Genomic DNA, 24,586 nt, shown 5'->3' on the forward strand with positions numbered 1-24,586 from the left:
GTAGTTCGTAACACCAACTACCGCATTCAGAGGACGAAACGCGGGGGTTGACGGGTGGGGCTAGAGCTTCGCGCGCATGGTCTTCATGCGTTCGATCTCGGCGGACTGGCCGGTGATGACCTCCTGCGCCATCTCCTGGGCCTTGATCTCGACGCCCTTGCCGAGCTGGGTCTCGGCCATGGTCAGCGCGCCCGTGTGGTGCGCGATCATCAGGTCGAGGAACATCTTTTCGAACGCCACACCGCTCGCCGCGCGCAGATCCGCCAGCTGGGCTTCGGTCGCCATCCCCGGCATGAGCGCGTGATCGTGCCCGCCACCGTGGTCGCCGTGGCCCGCGTGCCCCTCGCCCGGCACGGGCTTGCCGCGATCGGCCAGCCACGTCTTCATCATCGTGACCTCGCCGTCCTGCGCCACCGAGATCCGGCCGGCGATCGCCCGGATCTGCTCGTTCGCCGTCTTGCCCGGCACGAGGTCGGTCATCACCTTCGCCTGCTGGTGGTGGGGGATCATCATCGTCATGTACTCGACGTCGGCCTCGTTCGGCTGATCGCGGTTCACCGGGCCCGGGGTGCCGGTGCCCGCCTGCTCACCGGGCTTGCCGGGAACGATCACCGGCGCGCTCTGGGTGGGTGCGGCCGGCTCGTCCGCGCCGGTGCAGCCCGAGACGACGAAAGCGGCCACGACCAGCGCCGATGTCAAACATTTTCTCATCCCGGGAGAACCTCCGTTGGTGGGTATCTGCTGAGCCTAAATAAGTAATAAGGTTCGCGTAAAGCTGGGTGGAAGGAGAGCCATATCGTGCTGCAACCTGGGCTGAAACGTCGCTTGACCAGGGTCTTCGTCGCGGCGGCCGCGGTCGCCGCCCTCGGGGCCTCCAGCGCGTTCGCCGCGCCCGCCGTCATCGCGGAGCCGTCGGCGACCACGATCCCGGGTGTGGACGAGATCGTCCACAGCCCCAACCTCCGGTCGATCGCGAACATCCCGCAGCAGGGACCGTTCACCAAGGACTCGACCGGCACCGACATCGCGTTCACCAAGGGGCACGCGATCATCGGCACGTACGACGGCTTCAACGTCTTCGACGTCCGCAACCCGTACCGCCCGAAGATCGTCAGCCAGGTCCTCTGCCCGGGCGGGCAGAACGACGTGTCGATCTCCGGCGACCTGCTCTTCCTCTCGACCGACGCCTCGCGCAGCGACAACTCGTGCAACAGCGTCGCGAAGCCCGCCTCGGACAAGACGGCGTGGGAAGGCATCAAGATCTTCGACATCTCGAACCTCGCGGCGCCGAAGTACGTCGCGGCGGTCGAGACCGACTGCGGTTCGCACACCAACACCCTGGTGCCGGACAAGCGTGGCAAGGACGTCTACATCTACGTCTCGTCGTACGCGCCCGCGGCCAACCTGCCCGACTGCCAGCCGCCGCACGACAAGCTCTCCATCGTCAAGGTCCCGGTGAAGGACCCGGCGAAGGCCTCGCTCGTCGCGACGCCGGTGCTGTTCCCGGACGGCGGCAACGCCGGCGGCGACAACCCCGACGGCACCCGCCGGTCCGCGACCACGGGTTGCCACGACCTGACGGCGCTGCCGGAGAAGGACCTGATGGCCGGTGCCTGCATGGGTGACGGCGTGCTGATCGACATCTCCGACCGGCTCAAGCCGCGGGTGATCAACCGGGTCCAGGACAACGTGAACTTCGCGTTCTGGCACAGCGCCACCTTCAACAACGACGCCACTAAGATCGTCTTCACCGACGAGCTCGGCGGCGGCGGGATGGCGACCTGCCTGGAGAAGTTCGGCTCCACCCGGGGCGCCAACGGCATCTACGAGATCACCGGCCGCGGCGACAACCGCAAGCTGGAGTTCCGCAGCTACTACAAGATCCCGCGGTTGCAGTCCGAGACCGAGAACTGCGTGGCGCACAACGGTTCGCTGATCCCGGTGCCGGGCAAGGACATCATGGTCCAGTCCTGGTACCAGGGTGGCGTCTCGGTGTGGGACTTCACCGACTCGAAGAAGCCGAAGGAGATCGCGTACTGGGAGCGGGGCCCGCTCTCGAACGAGAAGCTAGTCGGCGGTGGGACCTGGTCGGCGTACTGGTACAACGGCCACATCTTCTCGTCCGACATCGTGAAGGGTCTCGACGTCCTGGACCTCAACGACTGGCGGACCTTCCCGGCGAAGCTCGTCCGGCAGAACCAGTTCAACGCCCAGACGCAGTACAAGCTGCACCCGGGCTTCAACAACTGATCATCCGGTAACGCTATGAAAGGTCCTTTCCTTGCAAATTTTGCAAGGAAAGGACCTTTCATAGCGTCCGGGGACGGGCTCAGACGAGCCAGGCGGCCGCGTCCGGCGGCAATTTCCCGTCCACCAGTTCAACGCTCGACAGCAGCACCTCACCCGGCGGCAGCGCGATCGGGCTCGCCGACGTGTTCAGCGCGCACACCAGCCCGCCGCCCCGCCGCCGGAACGCGAAACAGCCCGCCGGGGCGCCGTACCACTCCAGCTCGTCCCCGCCGAAAGCCTTGTGCGTCTTGCGGATCTCGATCGCCCGCCGGTACAGCGACAGCGTCGACGCCGGATCCTCCAGCTGGGCCTCCACGGTCACCGACGCCCACGAGGCGGGCATCGGCAGCCACGTCCGCGGATTCCGCGAGAACCCGAACGGCGGCAAGTCGCCTTCCCACGGCAACGGCACCCGTGACGCGTCCCGGCCGAACTCTGCACCGGAGGTCTTGGCGCGAGGGTCCGCGAGAGCTTCCAAGGGAAGGTCGACATTGCCGAGCCCCAGCTCCTCGCCGTTGTACAGATAGACCGTCCCGGGAAGCGCGAGTTCGACCAGCGCCATCGCCCGCGCGCGCCGGACGCCGCGTTCCCCACCGCCGTATCGGCTGACCTGCCGCCAGACGTCGTGGTTGCTCAGCGTCCAGGTGGCGGACGCCCCGGCCGATTTCGGCACCGCCAGGGACCGCTCGATGGCCGTCCGCAGCGCGTCCGCGTCGAAATGCGTGAGCACGAGCCGGAAGTTGAAGGCCAGGTGCAGTTCGTCCGGCCGCAGGTACCGCGCGAGGCGTTCCTCGTCGGTCACCCAGATCTCGCCGACGGCCATCGTGCCCGGGTACTCGTCGAGCACCTTGCGGATCATCTGGTGGATCTCGTGGACGCGGTCGTTGTCGAACCGCGGGTCGTAGAACTCGCTCGGACCCATCGCGTTCACCCGCGGGTCCATGTCCGGCAGGCCCGGCGGTTTCGCCATGCCGTGCGCGACGTCGACGCGGAAGCCGTCGACCCCGTGGTCGAGCCAGAACCGCAGGGTCCGCTCCAGATCCGCGGCCACCTCGTGGTTGGTCCAGTTCAGATCCGGCTGCTGCGGCGAGAACAGGTGCAGGTACCACTGGCCGTCCGGGACCCGGGTCCACGCCGGGCCGCCGAACGCGCTGACCCAGTTGTTCGGCGGCTGGTCGCCGCGTTTGCCCAGCCCGTCACGGAAGATGTAGCGATCCCGTTCCGGGCTGCCCGGCGGCGCCGCCATGGCCGATTTGAACCAGGCGTGGGTGTTGCTGGTGTGGTTGGGGACGACGTCGATGGTGACCTTGATACCCCGCTTGTGCGCCTCGGTGCGCAGCACGTCGAAATCACCGAGGGTGCCGAACATCGGGTCGACGTCACGCGGGTCGGCGATGTCGTACCCGTGATCGGCCATCGGCGACCGGTAGAACGGCGTCAGCCACAGCGCGTCGACCCCGAGCAGCTCCAGGTACCCGAGCTTGCCGCGGATGCCTTCGAGGTCACCGACGCCGTCCCCGTCGGAATCGGCGAAGGAGCGTACGTAGACCTGGTAGAAGACCGCCTGGTCCCACCACGCCCCGTCGCGCTTCATCACACGAAACTGTTCATCATGCTGTTGGCGGCCATCTCCAGGTACGCCCACAGCTGCCCGCGGTAGGGCTCCTCGATCTTCTCCTCGTCGACAGCGATCTTGATGCAGCGCAACCAGGCGTCGCGCTCGATCGGGCCGATCTTGAACGGGGCGTGCCGCATCCGCAGGCGCGGGTGGCCGCGCTGGTCCGAGTAGGTGTGAGGGCCGCCCCAGTACTGCATGAGGAACAGCCGGAAGCGCTCCTCGGCCGGGCCGAGGTCCTCCTCGGGATACAGCGGGCGAAGCACCTCGTCGACCGCCACTTCGGCGTAGAACCGCGCGACGATCCGGGTGAACACCGGCTCACCGCCGATCGCTTCGTACAAGGTGGTGGGGTCAGGTTCGGTCACGGACACAGCTCCATTCTGCCCTTGTCCTACTGCCCGGCGGTGCCGGAGGACATAAAGCGCCCGAGAGGTGGCTCGAAGCCGGCTTCGTCCAGCGCGGCGAGCAGGTGCGCTCGCAGCGCGCGCTGCACGGCCCACTGCTTGCCGGGGCGGACCTTCACCGTGAGGCGGAGTTTGATGCCTTCGGGGGTGACGGTCTCGACACCGAGCATCTCGGGCGGCTCCAGCACGTTCGGTGCGAGCCCTTCGCCTTCCAAGAGCGTCTTCGACTTCTCGGCCATCAGTTCGGTGGCCTTCTCGACGTCGGCGGAGTAGCTGAGCGGGACGTCGACGACGGCCACCGCGAAGCCCTGGCTCGAGTTGCCGACCCGCAGCACCTCGCCGTTGCGGACGTACCAGACGGTGCCGTTGAGGTCACGCAGGGTGGTGATCCGGAGGCCGACGGCCTCGACGGTGCCGGACGCCTCGCCGACGTCGACGACGTCACCCACGCCGTACTGGTCCTCGATCATCATGAAGATCCCGGACAGGAAGTCCTTGACGAGGTTCTGCGCGCCGAAACCGAGCGCGACACCGACGATGCCGGCGGAGGCGATGATCGGCGCCAGGTCGATGCCCAGCTCGCCCAGCACGAGGATGAACGCCAGGCCGTAGATGAACAGTGTCGCCACCGACTTGAGGACCGAGCCGATGGTGGCGGCGCGCTGACGGCGTCGTTCCATCACGGCCGACCCGAGAACTTCGGGAGCCTTCTCCCGCAGCGGTCTCAAGAGGGCGGGAAGCTTCGAGGAGCCGCTGGGCATCCTGGTCACGCGGTTGATCAGGCGCCGCACCACGTAGCGCAGCAGGAACGCCACGGCGACGATCATCACTATCTTGATCGGCTTCGTCAGCAGCCAGCCGGCCGACGCGGAGAGCCATTCGTTGTTTGTGACCTGGAACACCTGGCCGCACAAGGTGCTGGCGTCCTTCGTGCATGCCGGGGGTTCGGTGGGCAGCAGGTTCACGGAGAAGAAATGTCCTTTCGTGCTCGGCGGGGATCGTTCGCGCTGCTCGGCGCGGCAGGCGCCCCGGCGGAGGCGAAACGGTCGACTTCAGGTGGCCGCCGGGTCGCGCGCATATGACACGTCCAGTAACACACGTGCACTTTGGGGCTGATCTGTGGTCGACTATGCCTGCACCGGTGGAGGTGGTCGAGTGCCAGACCGACAACCCATCCCCCTCGGCGTCCCGAGCCAAGCCTTGGCCGGACAGGCGCCGGAGGTCGTGTTGCGCGCCCATCCGGGAGGTGCCCCCTCGCACGGGGCTCCACCGGGCGGGCCGGGAACGCGGCCAGGGGGTGTTGCCCGCCCGCCCGGACAGCGTAGAGGGCGGGATCCGTCTACCGCGGCGGTACCCACCACGACCACGGCGTCGTCCTGGGGCCGCAGACGGGTATTGCTGTTGAACGCCACGTTCGAGCCGCTCACGGCGCTGCCGTTGCGGCGCGCGGTGGTCCTCGTGATGTGCGGCAAGGCCGAGGTGGTGCACGGCGACCCGGCAGGGCTCGAACTGCACGCCGCCACGGTCTCGCTGCCCGTGCCCTCGGTGATCCGGCTGAGCACCTACGTGCGCGTGCCCTACCGCGCGCAGGTGCCGCTGACCCGGGCCGGGCTGATGCATCGCGATCGGTACCGCTGCGCCTACTGCGGAGGGCGGGCCGAGACGATCGACCACGTCGTCCCGCGCAGTCGTGGAGGTCCCCACAGCTGGACGAACTGCGTGGCCTGCTGCGCCAAGTGCAACCACCGGAAGGCGGACAAACTGCTTTCCGAGATCGGCTGGCGCCTGCGCGTCGTGCCGAGGGCCCCGCATGGGCCGCACTGGCGGCTGCTGGCCCATTCCAAGGAGGCCGACCCGTTGTGGCGGCCGTACCTGGGCACGGCGGCCTGATCGGTTCCTGAACACGTCGGCGCCCCGGCTGCCTTTCGGCGGCCGGGGCGGGCCGATGATGCCGTGGTGAAGCTCGCTACCGCTGCAAATCCCCTGCTGGCAGGTCGTGCTCGAAGCTCAGGCGGCGAGAGAGAAGTCGCTCTGGCAGGTGACGCGGGTGCCACGGGTGACGCGCGTGCCGCGAGTGACCCGGGTGCCGCAGGTGACGCGGGTTCCGGCCGTGACGCGGGTGCCGCGAGTGACTCGCGTGCCACGGGTGACGCGGGTTCCGGCGGTGACGCGGGTGCCACGGGTCACTCGGGTGCCGCGGGTGACGCGAGTACCGGCGGTGACGCGGGTACCGCGAGTGACGCGAGTACCGCGCGTAACCCGTGTGCCCGCCGTCACACGCGTACCGGGGACGAATTCAATTTCGAAGAGTGACGAAATGTCGTCGATGATCGCCTGGCCGGGTGTCTGGGTGCTCTGCATGACATGTCCTCCTGCGACCGGTGCGTTACCTGCTGGGGTGGGGGAGCTGGGCGCAAGGCCCGTACAGGTGAAAAAGCTACGAGGATTTCAAGGCTCGGACAAGACGACAGCGCCGGGTGCGGCCGCCCGTACGTTGAGTTGCAACCTTTCGGCCTTGAGGGCTTCGCCCCAACGTGGGAGCGCTTTCGCGGCAAGCGGCGGACGGCGCCCTCCGGACGGTGAGCGGTAGGTGTCGCGGACCACGTCCGCGCGGGTGGGTGCGGCCCAGCGATGGCGATCAGGGTCGGATACGCTCACGCGCGTGAACCTTGTCGAGACGATCCTGGTCTTCGCGGTGATCCCCTTGGCCATCTACGCGCTTTGCGGGGTGGCCACGCTGCGGTCGAAGGGCGCGGGCGTCGCCCGGTACCGGCCGGGGCAGCCGTGGGAGTACCCGGCCATGTGGTGGAGCGCCAACCCCGACGGTGTCGGCGCCAGGCATTCGCACGCGGGCGGCGCGACAGCCGTCGACGCGGCGAACGGAGCTTCGGTGACGGGAGGCGCTCGTGGCAACTGGTGAACTGACCCATTCGTCCACCGCTGTTGACGAAGAGCCCGGTTACGGCGCCGCCGTTACCTCCAGCGGCCGGGTTTCCGCCGCCAAGATGTACGAACCCGCTGGGCCGATCAGCCCATTCACGACCCAGCAGCTTGCCCGGCTGGACGAGGCGCTGACGCTGGCCAGCCGCGAGACCGGCCTGGACTTCAGCGTGTACCTCGGCGACCTCGGCGAGGACACCCGCGCCACCGCCGAGGGCCTGCTGGCCTCGACCGACAACCCGGCCGACGCCGTGGTCGTCGCCGTGTCGCCCGGCCAGCGCGCCATCGAGGTCGTGACGGGCTCGCAGGCCCGGCACCGCCTGCCCGACCGCGGTGCGAAGCTCGCCGTGGCCAGCATGGTGGCCTCCTTCAAGGAAGGCGACCTCACCGGCGGTCTCGTGAACGCCCTCCGCATGCTGAGCGACCAGGCGGGCAGCCCTAGCTGACCGGGAGCTGAAGGGGACTTTCCCCGCATAAGACGCAGCAAAGGGGCCCTTCACCGCATCAGATGCGGTGAAGGGCCCCTTCAGCTCTCTTTAGAGCCCGGCCTGCGAGTCGAACTCCCGGGCCGCCAGCGCCCGTACGATCCCGGCCCGGCCCTCCGACACCAGACGGCGCAGCGCCGCCGGGTGCTCCCCGGCCAGCCACTCGTCCGAAGCCGTGACCGTCGCCGGTTCGACGGCCCACGACGGGTACAGCCCGACCACCGTCGGCTGCGCCCGCTCGCTGGAGCGCCGCTGCCACACCTCGTCGATGACCTCGAAGTAGCGCGTCACGTAGCCGCCGAGCAGGTGCTTCTGCCCCGGGTGGGAGAAACCGGTGATGAGCGAGTCGCTGACCGCGTTGGGCAGCTCGTCGTCGTACACCGCCCGCTGCCACGCGTCGGCCTTCGCCTCGTCGGTCGGCCGCAGTGCCCGCGAGCGCTCCGCCTGACGCCGTCCGGCGGCGGTGTCGTCGTTGGCGAGCTCCGCGTCGATCTCGGGGTTCTCCGCCTTGCCGTGCGCGACCAGCGCGTGCAGCAGCCGCCAGCGCAGGTCGGTGTCGACGGTCAGGCCCTCCAGCGGCGCGGTGCCGTCGAGCCAGCCCGCGATGATCCGCAGCGTCTTGTCGTCGAGCACGCAGCCGGCGAGCGAGTTCACGAACGCGAGCTGGTGGTCCGAACCGGCCTCGGCGCCCTGCACCAGGTCCAGCAACCGGGCGGAGAATTCCGGCCAGCCCTTGTCCGCCGCCCACGCCGGGTTCGCGTACGAGTTCAGCGCCGTCTGCGCCTGCAGCAGCAGCCGCTGCACCACGCCGACCTCGGTCTCGGTGTGCACACCGCGCTGGACCAGCGTGACGAAGTCGCGGGCCTTGAGCTCGGCCTCGCGTGTCATCTCCCACGCCGCCGACCAGCACAGCGTGCGGGGCAGCGGGTCGGTGATGTCGGCGATGCGGTCGATCAGCGTGGTCAGCGACGCCGGGTCGAGCCGCATCGTGCAGTAGGTCAGGTCGTCGTCGTTGACCAGCACGAGCTTGCCCGCCGGGAGACCGACCAGCGCCGGCACCTCGGTGCGCTCGCCGTCGACGTCGAGTTCGACGCGGTGCTTCCGGACGATCTTGCCGTTCTCGTCCTCGTCGTAGACGCCGACCGCGACCCGGTGCGTCCGCAGCTCACCGGCACCCGGCTTGGCGCCGGTCTGGGTGACGGCGAACGCGGTGTACTTGCCGTCGGCGCCGATCTCGTAGCGCGGGCTCAGCGAGTTGAGGCCGGTGGTCTCCAGCCACTGCGCGCTCCACCACGACAGGTCGCGGCCCGACGCCTCTTCCAGCGCGCCCAGCAGGTCCGCCAGGGTCGCGTTGCCCCAGGCGTGCTTGCCGAAGTAGACCTTCAGGCCTTCGAGGAAGTGCTCGAGCCCGACGTAGGCGACGAGCTGCTTGAGCACGCTCGCGCCCTTGGCGTAGGTGATGCCGTCGAAGTTCACCTCGACCGCGTGCAGGTCGACGATGTCCGCGGCGATCGGATGCGTCGAGGGCAGCTGGTCCTGCCGGTACGCCCACGACTTCTCGATGTTCGCGAAGCTGGTCCACGCGTTCTTGTACTCGGTCGCCTCGGCCTGGGCGAGCACGCTCGCGAAGGTCGCGAACGACTCGTTCAGCCACAGGTCGTCCCACCAGCGCATGGTGACCAGGTCGCCGAACCACATGTGCGCCATCTCGTGCAGCAGCGTCTCGGCGCGGCGCTCGTAGGCGTAGCGGGTGACGCGGCTGCGGAAGACGTAGTCCTCCAGGAAGGTGACCGCGCCCGCGTTCTCCATCGCGCCCGCGTTGAACTCCGGCACGAACAGCTGGTCGTACTTGGAGAACGGGTACGGGGTCGCGAACTTCTCGTGGTAGAACGCGAAACCCTGCTTGGTCTCGGTGAACAGCTTGTCCGCGTCCATGTGCTCGGCGAGCGAGGCGCGGCAGTAGATGCCCAGCGGGATCGTGCGGTGGGAATCCGAGAACTCGTCCCGCCACTCGCTGTACGGGCCCGCGATCAGCGCGACCAGGTAGGTCGAGATCCGCTCGGACACCTTGAAAACGGTGCGGACGGCCCCTTCCGGGGTCTCCTCGGTCGACTCGATCAGCGCGTTCGAAATGACCTTCCAGTCCTTCGGCGCGATCACGGTGAGCCGGTAGACCGACTTGAGGTCGGGCTGGTCGAAGCAGGCGAACATGCGCTTGGCGTCGGCGGTCTCGAACTGCGTGTAGAGGTACACGCCGTCGTCGACAGGGTCGACGAAGCGGTGCAGGCCCTCGCCGGTGTTCATGTACCGGCAGACAGCGTCCACGACGAGCTCGTTCGACTCGGCGAGCGCGGGCAGCTCGACGCCCTTGTCCTCGACGTACCCGCTGACGTCGAGGTCCGTCCCGTTGAGGACGGCCGACTCGATCCCCTCGGCGACGATGTCGACCCACGACGCTTCGCCGCTTCTGGCGCTCGCGAACTTGATCGTCGTCTTCGACGTGAAGGTCTTCTCACCGGGACCGCCGCGGCCGTCGGTCAAATCCAGCTCGATGTCGTAGGACTCGACGTCGAGCAGGTCCGCGCGCAGCTTGGCTTGGTCTCGGGTCAGGTTGGGGGCGGGCACTGGCACCTCTGGTCATCGGTATCGGTTTTGGTTTCCAACTACAGGCATCCAATCATGTCCGGGCCGTCGCTGACGACGGGAACAACGCCGACGGCCGTGATGTTGGCTCGCTGTGTAGCACTCTGTGTGTACCGGCCCACCCCAAGACGATGGCACTGGGAGAACCTGATGACCGCCCCGTCCGAGACGACCAAGGTCGACTTCTACTTCGATCCGATCTGCCCCTTCGCCTGGATCAGCTCCCGCTGGATCCTCGAGGTGGAGAAGCACCGCGACCTCGACCTGAGGTTCCGGATCATGAGCCTGTCCGAGCTCAACAGCGGCCGCGAGGACCTGCCTGAGCAGTACAAGGAGCTCCTGAGCCGCGGCTGGGGTCCCGTCCGCGTCGCGACCGCGCTGGCGCAGAAGAACGGCGAGGAGGCCCTGCGCGACTTCTACACGGAGTTCGGCACGCGCCACCACAACCAGGGCGACAAGGACATCCCCAAGGTCATCAAGGAGACCTTGGAAGCCATCGGCGCCCCGGCCGAACTGGCCGAGGCCGCCGAGTCGACCGAGTACGACGAAGCGCTCAAGAAGAGTCACTACGAAGGTATGAATCCGGTCGGAATGGACGTCGGCACCCCGACCATCCACATCGACGGCGTCGCCTTCTTCGGCCCGGTGCTCACCTCGATCCCGCGTGGCGAGGACGCCGTCAAGGTCTTCGACGGCGCCCGCGCGCTGGCGAGCTACCCGGACTTCTTCGAGCTGAAGCGCACCCGGAGCGGGGACCTGAACTTCGACTGAGTCATCGAAAGGCCAGTATCGCGAGGTCCTCAAAATGTCCCCAATGTGGCATTGGGGACACTCAGCGTCCCCAATGCCACATTGGGGACATCAGCCACGAGCGATCACGCACTGACGGTGCCAAGCCAGAACACTAAGGCGTTTCCAGCGCGGCCTTGGTGACATCGCCGGGGTAGGAGGACCTCGCGACGGCTTCGTCCGTCGTGAGGTCCCCTGTCGCGATCAGGGTCTTGAGCGCGACGAGTTCGCGAAGGCCGTCACGGTGCTTCTCGATGAACGCGGTGTCGACGGGATCCCCGTGTCCGGCCACGATCGTCTTCGGCTCCAACGCGAGGATCGCGTCCATCACGGCGGGCCATTCGGCGAGCCAGCTGCCGTCGTTGAAGGAGAACGCGCTGAAGCCCGCTTCGGCGTTCTCGACGGCGTCGCCCGCGAAGATGATGCCCGCGTCCGGCACGTGCACGAACAGATCGTGGTCGGTGTGCGCGCGGCCGAGGAACCGCAGCACGACCGTGCGGCCGCCGAGGTCGATCTCGGCGGTGTCGGTGACGGGCTTGTCCGGCAGGGTGATCACGGTGCGCTTCAGCGCCTCCGCCATCTCCGGCCGGTTTTCGCCGAGATAGTGCTGAATCCACTTCTGCCGCGCGCCGTCGCCGTAGGTGGTCAGTTCGGCCAAGCAGCCTTCGTGCGCCCAGACGTCGCACGGCAGGAACGCCGTCGTGCCGAAGGCGTGGTCGAAATGCGCGTGGGTGTAGACGACAGACCACGGCAGCGGCGTGATCTCCCGGACCGCGGCGGCCAGTTCGGCGCCCTGGTCGACGTCACCGCGGACGTCGACCACCAGGCAGCGGTCGCTGCCCACGACCAGGCCGACGGTCAGGTCCAGCTCCTCGTACCGGCGGGCGTACACCCCGTCGGCGAGTTCGAGCCAAGTCACAGATCCTCCAGAATTCCGTTGCGCAGCACCGGAACCGTGCTGCTCGTGTCGAGCTGTGCGGCGAGGATCACGTCGTTCCCGTGCCCGGCCGCGGCGAGCTCACGCCCTGAAGAACACTCTGTCAGTGCTTCGGCGATGTCGATCGATTTCGCCGCGATGGCAGCGAGACGGGCTTCGGCGGACAGGCGGCCGTAGCCGCTCAGCGCGGCGACGATCGCTCCCGCACCGAGCTGGTCCTCGACGCACGGCCGCAGTGGTCCGAAGGTTTTCGCGTCGGTATGCATGTCGATCCCCCAGCGTTCCCCCGCCGGGATGACGCCGATCGGCGCGCCGTCCGCCATTTCGGCGGCGCGTGCGGCGACGGCGGTCGCGTTGCGCAGACAGCCCGCCAGGATTTCGGCACCGGTCGTGGCGGCGGCGTCGCAGAGCGTGGCGCCGTTGGGGGAAGGGAGCGCGAGGAGCGTGCCGGAAGGGATTTCCGTCACAGACGAAGGTCGCAAGGTCCAGTGGCCTTCACCCGCGAGGATGGCGCCTCGCTCCTTCGCGGCTTCCTCGCCCCGCTGATCGCGCCAGCGGACGGGCAGCACGCGGCCGCCGTTGCCCAGGACGAGATCCGTTGTGGTGCAGAAGGAAAGTACGTCGACGATGACGAGAACGGCGCAATCGCGGCCCAAGGCTTCGACGCCTTCGGGTCCCCATTCGAGCCTGATGTCGGATTCGGTCTGTCCCCAGATGCCCACCCCCACAGCATGCTCGTCCCGGAACGTGATGGCAGACTCCGCGCTGTGCGTGTTTACCTTGGCTCTGACCATGCCGGTTTCGAACTGAAGAACCACCTCGTGGCCCACCTCAAGGAGCAGGGCCACGACGTCGAGGACGTCGGCCCCTTCGTCTACGACGCGGCCGACGACTACCCGGCGTTCTGCATCGAGGCGGCTCGCCGCGTCGTCGCGGACGAGGGCAGCCTCGGCATCGTCGTCGGCGGCTCCGGCAACGGCGAGCAGATCGCGGCCAACAAGGTGAAGGGCGCCCGCGCCGGACTCGCGTGGAGCGTCGAGACCGCGAAGCTCACCCGCGAGCACAACCACGCCCAGCTGATCGGCGTCGGCGCGCGGATGCACACCACCGAAGAGGCCACGGAGATCGTCGAGGCCTTCCTCGCGACCCCGCCGAGCCCGGACGAGCGCCACGGCCGTCGCGTCCAGCAGATCCTGGACTACGAGAACACCGGCTGGCCGCCGCCGCTGCCCGAGCACTGACATGCCCGAGGGGCACACGCTCCATCGCTTGGCACGTCTGCACAAACGCCGTTTCGCCGGTCACCCGGTCGAGGTGAGCAGCCCGCAGGGGCGGTTCACGGGAGAAGCGTCCCGTTTGGACGGCCGGGTGCTGGTGAAGGCCGAGGCGTACGGGAAGCACCTGTTCCACGACTACGGTCCACACGGGACGGTGCACGTCCACCTCGGCCTCTACGGCACGTTCTCCGACGTGCCGCTGCCGGTCGGCGAACCGGTCGGGCAGGTGCGGATGCGGCTGGTCGGCCCGACGCATTCCGCCGATCTGCGCGGTCCGAACCAGTGTGAGCTCCTGGACGTGCCGCAGGTCGACGCGATCAAGGCCCGGCTCGGACCGGACCCGCTGCGCCGGGACGCGAAACCGGACAAGGCGTGGGACCGGATCTCCCGGTCGAAGACGTCGATCGCGGCGCTGCTGATGGACCAGTCGGTGCTGGCGGGCGTCGGCAACGTGTACCGCGCCGAGGTCCTGTTCCGGCACGGTGTCGCCCCGCTCGTCCCCGGCCGCGCGCTCGATCGCGGGCTGTGGGACGACATGTGGGCGGACCTGGTGACCCTCATGCGGCACGGTGTCCGGGTGGGACGGATCGACACCGTCGCGCCGGAACACCTGCCCGAGGCGACCGGCCGCGCGCCGCGACAGGACCGGCACGGGGGCGAGGTCTACGTCTACCGCCGCGAGGGGCTGCCTTGTCTCGTCTGCGGGACTCCGGTGCTGCGGAGCGACCTGGCGGCGCGGAACCTCTTCTGGTGCCCGACCTGCCAGCCCGCCTGACTCGCTTTTCGGCAAGTACGTGAAGGGGGCCTTCACGTACTCGGGCCGGTGGCGGTTTCGCGTGATCGGACGGACGACACCCGTGACGGGATGGACGGCACGTGTGTCCAGATGGACGACACGCGGCGGGGCCCGGTCACGATCGTGCCGTCCCGCTGATCACGGGTGTCGTCCCTCCACGCACGGGTGTCGTCCGTCTGATCACGGGTGCCGTCCGTCCAGTCACGCGAAACCGCCGGCTCGGCTCACTCGCGCTCTCTCACCTGAAGTACATGAAGGCCCCCTTCCTTACGCCTAGCGCAAGGAAGGGGGCCTTCATGTACTGGCAAGCGGACAGGAAGCGCCTGTGGCCCGGGAAAGCTAGATGACCCCAGCCCGCACCGCGTAAGCGACGGCGTGCGGCCGGTTCTTCAGCTTCAGCCGTCCGGTGATGCCCTGGATGATGTGCTTCACGCTGCGTTCCGAGTAGCTGAGTTCGCCGGCGATCTCGACGGTGTCCTTGCCCTCGGCCATCAGCCGCAGCACGTCGATCTCCCGCGTGGTGAGCCCGGCGGTGTTGACGCCCATCGGGTCGAGCACCTCGCGCTGCAGCCGTTCCACATGCTTGAGCAGTTCGCCGAGCAGGCTCGGCGGGAGCACGCCGCCGCCGGTGGCCGCCGCGCGGACCGCGTGCGCCAGGCGTTCGCCGGTCGTCGCCGAGCGCGGCAGGACCGCCACCACCCGGCACTCGATCGCGGGTACGAGTTCCGCCTCGCTGATCTGGCTCACCACGAGCACCACCGGCTTGCCGTCCTCGGCGGCCAGCCGCCGCAGCCAGAGCACGGTCTCAGGTGTCAGCCATTCGGCGGCGAACACCAGGACGTCGGTCTCGGCGCGCTGGTCCCAGTCCCGGATGTCGATCCCCTGCTGCGTGCCCAGCTGACTGGCCAGGCCCGCCGTGGTGATCGGATCGGGCGCGTGCACCGCCACGGTGATCTGTCGGGTTTCCGTGTCCACCTCTGTCCCCTCCGCTTGATCCGCGGCCCCAGTCGGATGGGACACAGTCTGCGAAGGAGCTCTTCACGAACTCTCCACGAGTTCTCAACGAGGCGTGAAGGACTTCGTGGCCTGCTGAAACGCCTCCACGTACTTGGGAAGCTCGTCGAGGATGTCGCGGAGCCTGTCCTCGGGTCCGGTGTAGTCCGGGTCGGCGAGCAGGGCGTACCCGTAGGCCAGAGTCCGCCGAAGCTCGGCGATGCGCGCTTCGGCTTCGTCGGCGTCGACCACCAGCCTGCCGTCGTGGGCGAGACCGAGCAGGACGTCCCCGGCGAACTGTTCATGATCCTGGCTCACTGTCACAGCATGCAGAGCCACGCATGCCACGACCAGCGTCAGCCGACACTTTGCCCCTGCGAACGTGCGGCTTTGCCCAGTCGCCCCTCACCTGTCCAAGCCCTGAAAACCACATGAACGGGCACCAAACCTCAGACCTGTTCACGAACGTGAATCCACTTGAACCGAACTACCCTGGCAAAACCCGAGAATGTCTCATAACAGACGGACAAAACCCACACGAAGGGTGCCCGATTGATTGCGAAACCCACATCGGCGCCACTAGGATTTCGCCGGGCAGGACGCCCTTCGAAAGTCGGACGCACAGGCGGCAGGTCATGGACGAGGTTCCCTCGCTGACGGTGCGGCTCCTGGGCGGTCCCCCCGCCCGGCACGGCGACGGCGAGATCGCCCTGGGGCCCGCTCAGCGGCAAGCGGTCTTCGCCGCGCTCGCCCTGCACGCCGGCCGGTTCGTCTCCCGCAAGGAGATCATCGACGCCGTCTGGGGCGAGCAGCCCCCGGACAGCGCCACCGGCATCGTCTACACCTACGTCTCGGCGCTGCGCCGCGCGCTGGAGCCGGTGGGCGAACCGCTCGTCGCCAGCCGCGCCGGCTACAGCCTCGACCTGCCGAAGCACCAGGTCGACGTCCACGTCTTCGAAGCCGAGCTGGAACGGGCCCGCGCGCACCGGCTCGCCGGAGAGCACCGGCGGGAACTGGAGTCGCTGAGGTCCGCGCTCGCGCAGTGGCGGGGTTCCGCGCTCAACGGGATCCCCGGCCCGTTCGCCGAGACCCAGCGCGCCCGGCTGAACGAACTGCGCATGAGCGCGCTCGAACGCCGGGCCGAGGTCGCGCTGCACCTGGGCGGCTACCGCGAACTCGTGGGCGAGCTGGCCGTGCTGGTCGAGCGCCATCCGCTGCGCGAAGGCCTGCACCGCATGCTGATCACCGCGTTGTTCCGGTCCGGCAGGCAGGCCGAGGCACTGGCCGCGTTCGACAGCGCCCGCGAGACGATCATCGAGCAGTCCGGCCTCGAACCCGGCCCGGAACTGCTGGCCCTTCGGCAGCGGGTCCTCGACGACGATCCGACGCTGCACCACCAGGACCAGCCGGAACACCACCGGCCGACCCAGGCCCAGCCCGAACGGCCGCCCGCCTTCGTCGGACGCGAGTACGAACTGGGCCGGGTGCGCCATCATCTGTCCGCGCTGCTGGACGACGGCCGCGGCGGGACGGTGTGGCTGGACGGTGAGGCGGGCAGCGGCAAGACGGCGCTCTTGGCGGAGGTCCTCGCGACGGCGAGAAGCCACACACGCTGGGTCGAGGCCGACGAGCTGACCAGCGCGGTCCCGCTGAGCCTGATCGCGGACTGCCTCGGCGGCGAAGCGCTGGAGGACCTCGGCAAGACGGTCACCGAACTGTGCGAAGCCGGGCCCAAGGTGCTCGTCTTCGAGGATCTGCACTGGGCCGACGAGGAAAGCCTGCTCGCGTGGCAGCGGCTTCACCGGTTCACCACGCATCTGCCGCTGCTGCTGATCGGCTCGGCACGCCCGCTCCCCCGGCGCCGCACCCTCGACGTCCTCCGCTCGCGGGTCGACGGCGAGATCGTCTCGCTGCCGCCGTTCGACGGCCCGGCCGTCGCCGCGCTCGCCGACGAGACCCTGGCCAGGGACCCCGGTGAGGAGTTCCTCGGGTTCGCCGCCGAGTACACCGCCGGGAACCCCGCGTACCTGTCCGAACTGTTCGCCGAGTTCGCCGAAGGCCGCGAGCTCGGCACCGCGCCGCACGGCCGGGCCGCCGCCGTGGTGGAAGATCATCTCGCCACGCTTTCCGTGGCGTGCAAGCGAACGCTGACTTCGGCCGCGTTGCTCGGCTCGTCGTTCACGGTCGCCGACCTGGTGGGCGTCACCGGCCGCGAGCTGCGGGCGCTCATCGAAGCGGTCGAGGAGGCGCTCGCCGCGCGGGTGCTGGAAACCGAGGGGGAACGTCTGCGGTTCCGCGTCCCCTTGGAGCGCTCGGTGTTCGCCGCGAACACCCCGCCCGCCATCCGCGCCGTGCTGCACCAGGAGATCGCCGCGACGATGGCGGGCTCCGGCGCGCCCGCGGACCGCGTCGCCGAGCAGCTGCTCCAGGTCGGCGACGAGCTGACGGCGCGCTGGATCCCCCAGTGGCTGCTCGACAACGTCCGCGCGCTGCCCGCCGGGCTCGCCGTCGAGCTGCTCCATCTGCTTTCGCACCAACGGAATCTCACCGAGGAACAGCATCAGGGCCTGACCGGTGAGCTGGCCGCGCTGCTGCTGCCCGAAGCGGGTACGTCGGCCCCGTGGTCCGCCACCCGCGCCCTGGGGGCCGCGCAGCCGTGGTGCGCGCCGCTGCACGCTTTCGCGCGTCCCGCCGTGCCCCCTCAGCGCGACGCGATCTGACCTACGCCCGGGTACGCAACCGAACTGATCCGGGCACGTCCTAAACTGCGGGGCACGGTAGTGATCCGGCCACTTTCGGTGAGGACAGAAATGGAGCCGGTGTGACCAACGGGCTGCGCGTCGAGCTGCTCGGGCCTCCTCGTGCCTGGCTCGAAGACGTCGAGCTGAAGCTCGGGCCCGCCCGCCAGCGCGCGGTCTTCGCCACCCTGGCGGCACGCCGCGGCCAGTCCGTCCCGCTCGGCGAACTGATCTCCGACGTCTGGGGCGAATCGGCGCCCGCCAGCGCCACCGGCAGTGTCCACACCTACGTCTCCGGCCTGCGCGGCGCGATCCGCAAGGCGGGCGGCGACGCGCACGAGGTACTGCATTCGGCCGGATCGAGCTACACGCTGCGGCTGGACCGCGAAGCGCTCGACGTCCGCCGGTTCGAACAGGACGCCACCGCGGCCCGGCGGCTCCTCGCCCAGGCGGATCAGCGTGGCGCGGCCGCCCGGCTCACCACCGCCCTCTCTCTTTGGCGCGGCGAGGCGTACTCGGGCGTGCCGGGCCCGTTCGCCGAGGCCGAACGCGTCCGGCTCGCCGAACTCCAGCTGACCGCCATCGAGCTGCGGGCCACCGCGCTGCTCGGCCTCGGCGACCATCGCGAGCTGGTGGCCGAGCTGACCGCGCTGGTGCAGCAACATCCGTTGCGCGAGTCCCTGCACGAGACGCTCATGCGCGCCCTGCACGCCAGCGGGCGCCAGACCGAGGCTTTGACCGCCTACCGCGACGCCCGCCGGGTCCTCCAGGACGAACTCGGCGTCGAACCCGGGGCCCCGCTGCGCGACCTGCACCAGCGCATCCTGGACGGCAGCGAGAAACCTGTCACCGGATCGAAACCGGCACCGGTGCGGATCGTGCCGCCGCCGGTGGCCAAGGCGATCGAACGCGGCGGCCAGGGCACCCTGCCCGGCCGGACCCGGCAGGTCGAACGGCTGCACGGGTTCGTCACCGACGTGCTCGCCGGCCGCGGGCGTCCGGTCTGGCTCGAAGGCGAACCCGGTATCGGCAAATCAGAACTGCTGATCGCCGGGCTGGCGAACGCCGCGGCGCGCGGCTGCCAGCTCGCCTGGACCGCCGCCGACGAACTCCAGCAACGGTTCCCGCTCCAGGTGATCATGGAGTGCCTCGGCGTGCACCACGGCGCGTCGGATCCGGCCAAGGCCAAACTGGCCGGTGAGCTGCACGCCGAGCCCGCGCACGGGAACTGGGGCCCCGCCGACCCGATCCTGTCCACTGTGGACAAACTGCTGGCGCTGGTCGACGAGACCTGCGCGGCGGGCCCGCTGGTCCTGGTGATCGACGACCTCCACTGGGCCGACGAGGCCAGTGTGCTGCTGTGGCAGCGTCTCGCCGCCGCCACCCGCCAGCTGCCGCTGCTGCTGGTCGCCGCCACCCGCACCGGGCACGGCCGTCGCGACCTGGCCCAGCTGCGCCGCGGGGTCGAGGCGAGGGACGGCGAGATCATGCCGGTCGAGGTGCTGACCGACGACGAGATCGCCACCGTGTTCGAGGTGATCCTCGCGGCGAAACTCGGCCCGAGCCTGCGCCCGCTGGTCCGGCGCGCGGCCGGGAATCCGCTCTACGCCAGGGAGATCGCGCACGACCTGGTCCGCACCGGTTCGCTGCGGATCAAGGCTGGCGTGGCCGAGGTGACCCTGGACGGCACCGAGAACGCGCCGCGGTCGCTGCTCGCGGCGGTGGGCCGCACGCTGGAGACCCTCGACCCGGCCACGACGGAGATCCTGCGCACCGCGTCGCTGCTGGGCGCGGAGTTCGCCGTCGAGGACCTCGCCGCGCTGGCGGGCAAGAGCCCGCTGGAAGTCCTGCAGGAGCTGGAACCGGCCACCACCGCGGGCGTGATCGAGTACGCGGGCGACAAACTCGCCTTCCACCACCCGTTCCAGCGTCAGGCGCTTTACGGCGGCATCGCCGAACCGGTCCGCGCCGCGCTGCACCGCCGTGCGGCCGAGTCGCTCGCCCGGACGGGGGCGCCGATCAAACGGGTCGCCGAGCAGCTGGCGGCCGGGCCGGTGCCGTACGACCCGTGGCTGGTCGAGTGGCTCACCGCCAACCACGTCGCGGTGTCCAATCGCGCCCCGCACATCGCGGCCGACCTCCTGCGCGGCGCGCTCGACAGCACCGTGCCCACCGGCGAGCAGCGGGAGACCCTGATCGCCGCGCTGGTGCGCGTGCTGTTCCGGCTCGAAAAGGATCCCGAGGCCGAGGCCGAGCAAGCGGTGAAGACGGTCGGCGGCAAGGCGGATCTGGCGCAGATGCGGCATGTCCTCGCCGCGCTGCGCTACCGCCGGGGTGACACGCCCGGCGCGATCGAGGCGCTCGCCGACACCGCGGACGACCCGTCGATGCCGGAACTGTGGCGCACCAGCACCCGGACGCTGCTCGCCAACTTCCGGCGCGGCACCCTCGACGATCTCGGCGAGACCGAACGGATCGCGCGCGGGCTGCACGCCGAGGCCGTCGAGAAGGGCGAGCGGTATCCCGCCGCGCACGCGCAGCAGACCCTGTGGCTCGTGCACTCGATCCGCCGCGAGCACGACCAGGCGCTGACCTCGATCGACGCCGCGCTCGAGACCACCGGCGACGAGGCCGACCTCGCGACGCTGCGCTTCGACCTGCTCGACAACCGGCTCTTCACCTTGCAGAACCTCGACCGGCTCGACGAGGCCGACGCCACGCTGCACGCCGGGTACGAGACGGCCGCGCGGCACGGCCTGCCGACCGGCCCGCAGGTCTCGGCCGCCGTGCACTACTACTGGACCGGCCGCTGGGACGAGGCACTGGCCGAACTGGACTCGGTCACCGAGGACGGTCCGGCGATCACCTTCTACGGCGTGCGCGAGCCGGGCGCCGCCGCCTTGTTGCTGCACGGCGTCGCCGCGCTCATCGCGGGCCACCGGGACGAACGCGTCTCCGTCCGCGCACATCTGGAGGCGGCCGAGGCGCACTCGCCGTCGAACTCGTCCGAACGCGAAAGCTGCGACTTCTACCTGGCGGCCATGGCGATGGCCGCGGAACAGCGCGGCAGGCTCGACGACTCGCTGCGCCTGGTCGCTCCGGTGCTGCGTCCCGACTACGCGCGGATGATGCTGCGGCACCAATGGCTTCCCGACGTCGTCCGCGTCGCGCTCGCGGCCGGGAACGACGCCGTCGCCAGGGAAGCGCTCGCCGTCTGCGACGAAGAGGCGAGCATGGAGTCCGTCCCCGCCAGGGCCACCGCGGCCGCCGCCCGATGCCGCGCGCTGATCGACGGCGACCCCGAAGGCGTGCTGGCCGCGGCCGACCACTACCGCGAGGTCCGCCGCCCGATCGAACTCGCGGCCGCCCTGGAGGACGCCGCCGAACTGCTCGGCCGCGCCGGCTACCTCGAAGCCGCCACCCGGTCGCTCACCGAGGCGTGCGAGGTACTCGGGCCGGTCGGCGCCACGTGGAGCATCCGCAGGGCGGAGAACCGGCTGCGCCGCTACGGTGTGCTGAGCCGTGCCGAGCGAGGGCCCCGGCACGCCGGGGCGCTGTCGCCGCTGGAACTGCGGGTCGCGCGGCTGGTGGCGGCGAAACTGTCCAATCCCGAGATCGCCGCGGAGCTGAGCCTGCCGAGGAGGACGGTGCAGTCGCTGGTGTCCCGGGTGCTGACCAAACTGCACGCCGATTCCCGGCTGACCGTCGGCGATCAGCTGCCGAGACGGCTCGCGTGAGTGTCCCTTCGGGCAACACCGTCGTCCGAAGGGACGGCACGCGCTGCCACCGTCCGATCACCACGAGATGATGCGTTCGCAGTCCGCGAGTCGCGCACGACCGAGGAGAACGATGACCCGCCCGCGTGGATCCCGCCTGGTGGCCGGACTGACCGCCTTCGCGCTGCTGCTCACCGGCTGTTCGAGCGAACCGGAAGCCGCCGGACCGATCAAGCTCACCGTCGCCACCTTCGGCGAGTTCGGCTACGAGAAACTCTTCGACGACTACGAGAAGGCGCACCCCGGGGTCACCGTCGAAGGCCGGGTCGCCGATTTCGAGACGCACCACCGGCAGCTGGCCACCGGCCTCGGCGCCGGACGCGGCGGCGCGGACGTGGTCGCGATCGAAGAGCAGTACCTCCCCAAGTTCCGCCAGTCGACGGACAAGTTCTCCGATCTGTCCGAGTTCGGCGCGCAGGGCCTTAAGCAGAACTGGCCGAGCTGGAAATGGGACCAGGGCACCGCGGACGACGGCAAGTTCGTGATGGGCCTCGGGACCGACATGGGCAGTCTCGCCCTCTGCTACCGCCGCGACCTGTTCGCGAACGCCGGCCTGCCGACCGACCGCGAGCAGGTGGCCGCGCTGTGGCCGACCTGGGACAAGTTCGCCGAAACCGGGGAGAAGTTCAGCTCGCGATCGGGAGGGGTCAAGTTCGCGGACTCGGCGGGCACCGTCTACACGGCGATGCTCAACCAGGCGCAGGAGAACTATTTCGCCAAGGACGACACGTTCATCGCCGACCAGAACCCGAACGTGCGCAAGGCCTTCGACCTCGCGGGCGGGATGGCGCTGAAGAAGGAGACGGCGGCGGTCACCACCTTCACGCAGCCGTGGACGGTGGCGATCAAGCAGAGCCGGTTCGCCGCGATCACTTGTCCCGCTTGGATGCTGACCCAGATCCAGGAGGCGGGCGGCCCGGAACTGGCGGGCAAATGGGACGTCACCTCGGTGCCGGGCGGGGCGGGCAACTGGGGCGGGTCGTTCCTGACCGTCCCGAAGCAGGGCGCGCACCGCAAGGAGGCCTACGACCTCGCCGTCTGGCTGACAGCGCCCGAGCAGCAGAAGCGGATCTTCCTGGAAAGCGGGCTGCTGCCGAGCGCGCTGGGCGCCTACCAGGACCCGGCCGTGCTGTCCCACACCAGCGACTACTTCAGCGGAGCGCCGGTCGGCAAGATCTTCGCCGCGTCCGCCGAAGCCCTGCGGCCGAACTACCGCGGGCTGCGCGACGGCGAGGTGCGGCCGGTGTACGGGCACGCGCTCGGCCGCGTCGAAGAGGGAAAGCAATCGCTCGACCAGGCCTGGAGCCAGGCCGCGACCGAAGGCCGCGCCGCGGCCGCCAAGTGAGTGGAGACGGCGTGACACGCAGTTTTCCGGCCGGGTTCCGCTGGGGCACGGCCACGGCGGCGTACCAGATCGAGGGTTCGACGACGGCGGACGGCCGCGGACCGTCCATTTGGGACACCTTCACCGCGCGGCCGGGCCGGGTGCTCGACGGCGCCACCGGCGACCCGGCCTGCGACCACTACCGCCGCTATCGCGAGGACGTCGGCCTGCTGAGCGAACTCGGCGTGCCGTACTACCGCTTCTCCGTCGCGTGGTCGCGGGTCATGCCGGACGGCCGCACGCTCGAACCGCGCGGGCTCGCCTTCTACGATCGCCTTGTCGACACGTTGCTGGAGCACGGGATCACCCCGATGGTCACGCTCTACCACTGGGATCTGCCGGAGGCGCTGCAGGCCGAAGGCGGCTGGCCGGACCGTGACCTCGCGAACCTGTTCGCCGACTACGCCTTGGAAGTCCACAAAGGACTCGGTGACCGTGTCCGGCAGTGGACCACGATCAACGAGCCGTTCTGCGCCGCTTTCATCGGCTACGGCAACGGCGATCACGCGCCGGGTCTCCGGGACGAAGGCGCGGCGCTGGTCGCCGGGCACAACCTGCTGCTCGCGCACGGCCGGGCCGCGCAGGCGTTGCGCGCCAACGGTGGCGAGCAGGAAGTGTCCATCGTGCTCAACTTCGCCCCGGTCCTGACCGATGTGGACGACGACGCGCACCGCGAAGCCGCGCGCAGATTCGACTTCCTGCACAACCGGTTCTTCCTCGATCCCCTGCTCGGCCGTGGCTACCCGCCCGGACTGCTGGCGGATCTGGCGCATCTCGGCACGCTCGAACCGGCGATCGCCGACGGCGACCTGGAACTCATCGCGCAGCCGCTGGACGTCCTGGGCGTCAACTACTACGCGCCCGCCCGCGCCGTCCCGCTGGACGATCCCGAAGCCGACAGCAACTGCCCGCTGCCCGGTCTGCGCGGGATGGACGTCACGCCGCCCCGCGGTGACCTGACCTCGCTCGGCTGGGAGCAGCGGCCGGAGTCGTTCACCGATCTGCTGCTGTGGCTGCACGGCCACTGCCCCGGCCTGCCGCTCGTGATCGCCGAGAACGGCGCAGCCTTCGTGGACGAGGTCGTGGACGGGCGGGTTCGTGACGCGAACCGCGTGCGGTACTTCGCCGAGCACCTCGCCGCCGTGCACGCCGCGATCGAAGGCGGGGCGGACATCCGCGGTTACATGGCCTGGTCGCTGCTCGACAACTTCGAGTGGGCCATGGGGTACACGCAGCGGTTCGGGCTCGTGCACGTCGACTTCGAAACCCAGGAGCGGGTGGTCAAGGACAGCGCCCGGTTCTACGCGGACGTGGTGGCGCGCAACGGGCTTTAGCGGTTCCGCTGGTCGTGAGTGACGATTCGGGTTATTGAGGGGTAAGGCAAAGGTGGCGTGGTGTTTCGCTCGCGTCCATGCCGGTCTCGGGTGTCGGGGGGGGGGGCCGGGAGGGGAGGAGGGGGGGGTAAATGAGTGGGTTGAGCCACACACACCCCCCCGCCCACAAAAACACCCCACCCC

20 protein-coding genes are annotated in these 24,586 nt (G+C 69.5%); 11 read left to right on the forward strand and 9 right to left on the reverse strand.

Annotated elements, in window-relative coordinates:
• Window positions 1–60: 60 nt before the first annotated feature.
• Entirely contained in the window at window positions 61–711 is a 651-nt protein-coding gene (locus tag ACFWMR_RS34320; RefSeq protein ID WP_378381396.1) for a DUF305 domain-containing protein, read from the reverse strand.
• Between the two features lie 87 nt (window positions 712–798).
• Between ACFWMR_RS34320 and ACFWMR_RS34325 the strand changes: the two genes are divergently transcribed.
• Window positions 799–2,250 (forward strand): LVIVD repeat-containing protein, encoded by a 1,452-nt coding sequence (locus ACFWMR_RS34325; RefSeq protein ID WP_378280412.1) that lies wholly within the window; start codon window positions 799–801, stop codon window positions 2,248–2,250.
• A gap of 79 nt (window positions 2,251–2,329) precedes the next feature.
• On the opposite strand, the gene ACFWMR_RS34330 is transcribed toward ACFWMR_RS34325, so the two are convergent.
• The 3 genes from ACFWMR_RS34330 to ACFWMR_RS34340 are packed head-to-tail and all read right to left on the reverse strand — an operon-like array spanning window position 2,330 to window position 5,276.
• Window positions 2,330–3,883 (reverse strand): glycoside hydrolase family 13 protein, encoded by a 1,554-nt coding sequence (locus tag ACFWMR_RS34330; RefSeq protein ID WP_378381397.1) that lies wholly within the window; start codon window positions 3,881–3,883, stop codon window positions 2,330–2,332.
• The gene (locus ACFWMR_RS34335; protein ID WP_093934580.1) at window positions 3,883–4,278 is read right to left on the reverse strand and encodes a globin; all 396 of its coding nucleotides are present in this window, start codon (window positions 4,276–4,278) and stop codon (window positions 3,883–3,885) included. Before ACFWMR_RS34335 ends, ACFWMR_RS34330 begins: the two co-directional genes overlap by 1 nt.
• A gap of 20 nt (window positions 4,279–4,298) precedes the next feature.
• Window positions 4,299–5,276: a mechanosensitive ion channel family protein gene (locus ACFWMR_RS34340; protein ID WP_093934579.1), complete on the reverse strand. Its 978-nt coding sequence runs from the start codon at window positions 5,274–5,276 to the stop codon at window positions 4,299–4,301.
• A 430-nt stretch (window positions 5,277–5,706) separates the two neighbouring features.
• Between ACFWMR_RS34340 and ACFWMR_RS34345 the strand changes: the two genes are divergently transcribed.
• The 3 genes from ACFWMR_RS34345 to ACFWMR_RS34355 all read left to right on the forward strand — a co-directional run bounded on the left by ACFWMR_RS34345 (window position 5,707) and on the right by ACFWMR_RS34355 (window position 7,697).
• The gene (locus ACFWMR_RS34345) at window positions 5,707–6,201 is read left to right on the forward strand and encodes an HNH endonuclease (protein WP_007034711.1); all 495 of its coding nucleotides are present in this window, start codon (window positions 5,707–5,709) and stop codon (window positions 6,199–6,201) included.
• A 772-nt stretch (window positions 6,202–6,973) separates the two neighbouring features.
• The gene (ctaJ, locus tag ACFWMR_RS34350; RefSeq protein ID WP_191259293.1) at window positions 6,974–7,231 is read left to right on the forward strand and encodes an aa3-type cytochrome oxidase subunit CtaJ; all 258 of its coding nucleotides are present in this window, start codon (window positions 6,974–6,976) and stop codon (window positions 7,229–7,231) included.
• On the forward strand, window positions 7,218–7,697 hold the full coding sequence (locus ACFWMR_RS34355; protein WP_378381398.1) for a DUF5130 family protein: 480 nt from the start codon (window positions 7,218–7,220) through the stop codon (window positions 7,695–7,697). The genes ctaJ and ACFWMR_RS34355 overlap by 14 nt, the downstream gene beginning before the upstream one ends.
• 90 nt (window positions 7,698–7,787) lie before the next feature.
• On the opposite strand, the gene pepN is transcribed toward ACFWMR_RS34355, so the two are convergent.
• Entirely contained in the window at window positions 7,788–10,361 is a 2,574-nt protein-coding gene (gene pepN, locus ACFWMR_RS34360) for an aminopeptidase N (protein ID WP_378381399.1), read from the reverse strand.
• Window positions 10,362–10,529: 168 nt separating this feature from the next.
• Between pepN and ACFWMR_RS34365 the strand changes: the two genes are divergently transcribed.
• Entirely contained in the window at window positions 10,530–11,150 is a 621-nt protein-coding gene (locus ACFWMR_RS34365; RefSeq protein WP_378381400.1) for a mycothiol-dependent nitroreductase Rv2466c family protein, read from the forward strand.
• Between the two features lie 133 nt (window positions 11,151–11,283).
• Here ACFWMR_RS34365 and ACFWMR_RS34370 read toward each other — a convergent pair whose 3' ends face one another.
• Both ACFWMR_RS34370 and ACFWMR_RS34375 read right to left on the reverse strand, forming a co-directional pair.
• Window positions 11,284–12,087: an MBL fold metallo-hydrolase gene (locus tag ACFWMR_RS34370; RefSeq protein WP_378381401.1), complete on the reverse strand. Its 804-nt coding sequence runs from the start codon at window positions 12,085–12,087 to the stop codon at window positions 11,284–11,286.
• Entirely contained in the window at window positions 12,084–12,827 is a 744-nt protein-coding gene (locus ACFWMR_RS34375) for a 2-phosphosulfolactate phosphatase (protein ID WP_378381402.1), read from the reverse strand. Before ACFWMR_RS34375 ends, ACFWMR_RS34370 begins: the two co-directional genes overlap by 4 nt.
• Before the next feature lie 45 nt (window positions 12,828–12,872).
• On the opposite strand from ACFWMR_RS34375, the gene ACFWMR_RS34380 reads away from it, so the two are divergent.
• Together ACFWMR_RS34380 and ACFWMR_RS34385 are read left to right on the forward strand one after the other, a co-directional pair.
• On the forward strand, window positions 12,873–13,346 hold the full coding sequence (locus tag ACFWMR_RS34380; protein ID WP_007034718.1) for a ribose-5-phosphate isomerase: 474 nt from the start codon (window positions 12,873–12,875) through the stop codon (window positions 13,344–13,346).
• Between the two features lies 1 nt (window position 13,347).
• A complete protein-coding gene (locus ACFWMR_RS34385) occupies window positions 13,348–14,157 on the forward strand; it encodes an Fpg/Nei family DNA glycosylase (RefSeq protein ID WP_093934572.1) in 810 nt (269 codons plus the stop codon).
• 360 nt (window positions 14,158–14,517) lie between these two features.
• Here ACFWMR_RS34385 and ACFWMR_RS34390 read toward each other — a convergent pair whose 3' ends face one another.
• Window positions 14,518–15,153 (reverse strand): helix-turn-helix transcriptional regulator, encoded by a 636-nt coding sequence (locus ACFWMR_RS34390; protein ID WP_005164996.1) that lies wholly within the window; start codon window positions 15,151–15,153, stop codon window positions 14,518–14,520.
• Window positions 15,154–15,237: 84 nt separating this feature from the next.
• Complete coding sequence (locus tag ACFWMR_RS34395; protein ID WP_378274775.1) at window positions 15,238–15,489, reverse strand: hypothetical protein; 252 nt, start codon at window positions 15,487–15,489, stop codon at window positions 15,238–15,240.
• Between the two features lie 317 nt (window positions 15,490–15,806).
• Here ACFWMR_RS34395 and ACFWMR_RS34400 point away from each other — a divergent pair, with 317 nt between their 5' ends.
• From ACFWMR_RS34400 to ACFWMR_RS34415, 4 genes are all read left to right on the forward strand, one after another.
• Window positions 15,807–17,891, forward strand: a complete 2,085-nt coding sequence (locus ACFWMR_RS34400) for a BTAD domain-containing putative transcriptional regulator (RefSeq protein WP_378381403.1) — start codon at window positions 15,807–15,809, stop codon at window positions 17,889–17,891.
• Window positions 17,892–17,992: 101 nt separating this feature from the next.
• Window positions 17,993–21,646 (forward strand): BTAD domain-containing putative transcriptional regulator, encoded by a 3,654-nt coding sequence (locus ACFWMR_RS34405; protein ID WP_378381404.1) that lies wholly within the window; start codon window positions 17,993–17,995, stop codon window positions 21,644–21,646.
• A 112-nt stretch (window positions 21,647–21,758) separates the two neighbouring features.
• Window positions 21,759–23,030 (forward strand): ABC transporter substrate-binding protein, encoded by a 1,272-nt coding sequence (locus tag ACFWMR_RS34410; RefSeq protein ID WP_378381405.1) that lies wholly within the window; start codon window positions 21,759–21,761, stop codon window positions 23,028–23,030.
• Window positions 23,031–23,041: 11 nt separating this feature from the next.
• Window positions 23,042–24,403: a GH1 family beta-glucosidase gene (locus ACFWMR_RS34415; RefSeq protein WP_378381406.1), complete on the forward strand. Its 1,362-nt coding sequence runs from the start codon at window positions 23,042–23,044 to the stop codon at window positions 24,401–24,403.
• Window positions 24,404–24,586: the final 183 nt, after the last annotated feature.

It is taken from the genome of Amycolatopsis thailandensis (assembly GCF_042723255.1).
Taxonomy (GTDB): Bacteria; Actinomycetota; Actinomycetes; order Mycobacteriales; family Pseudonocardiaceae; genus Amycolatopsis; species Amycolatopsis thailandensis.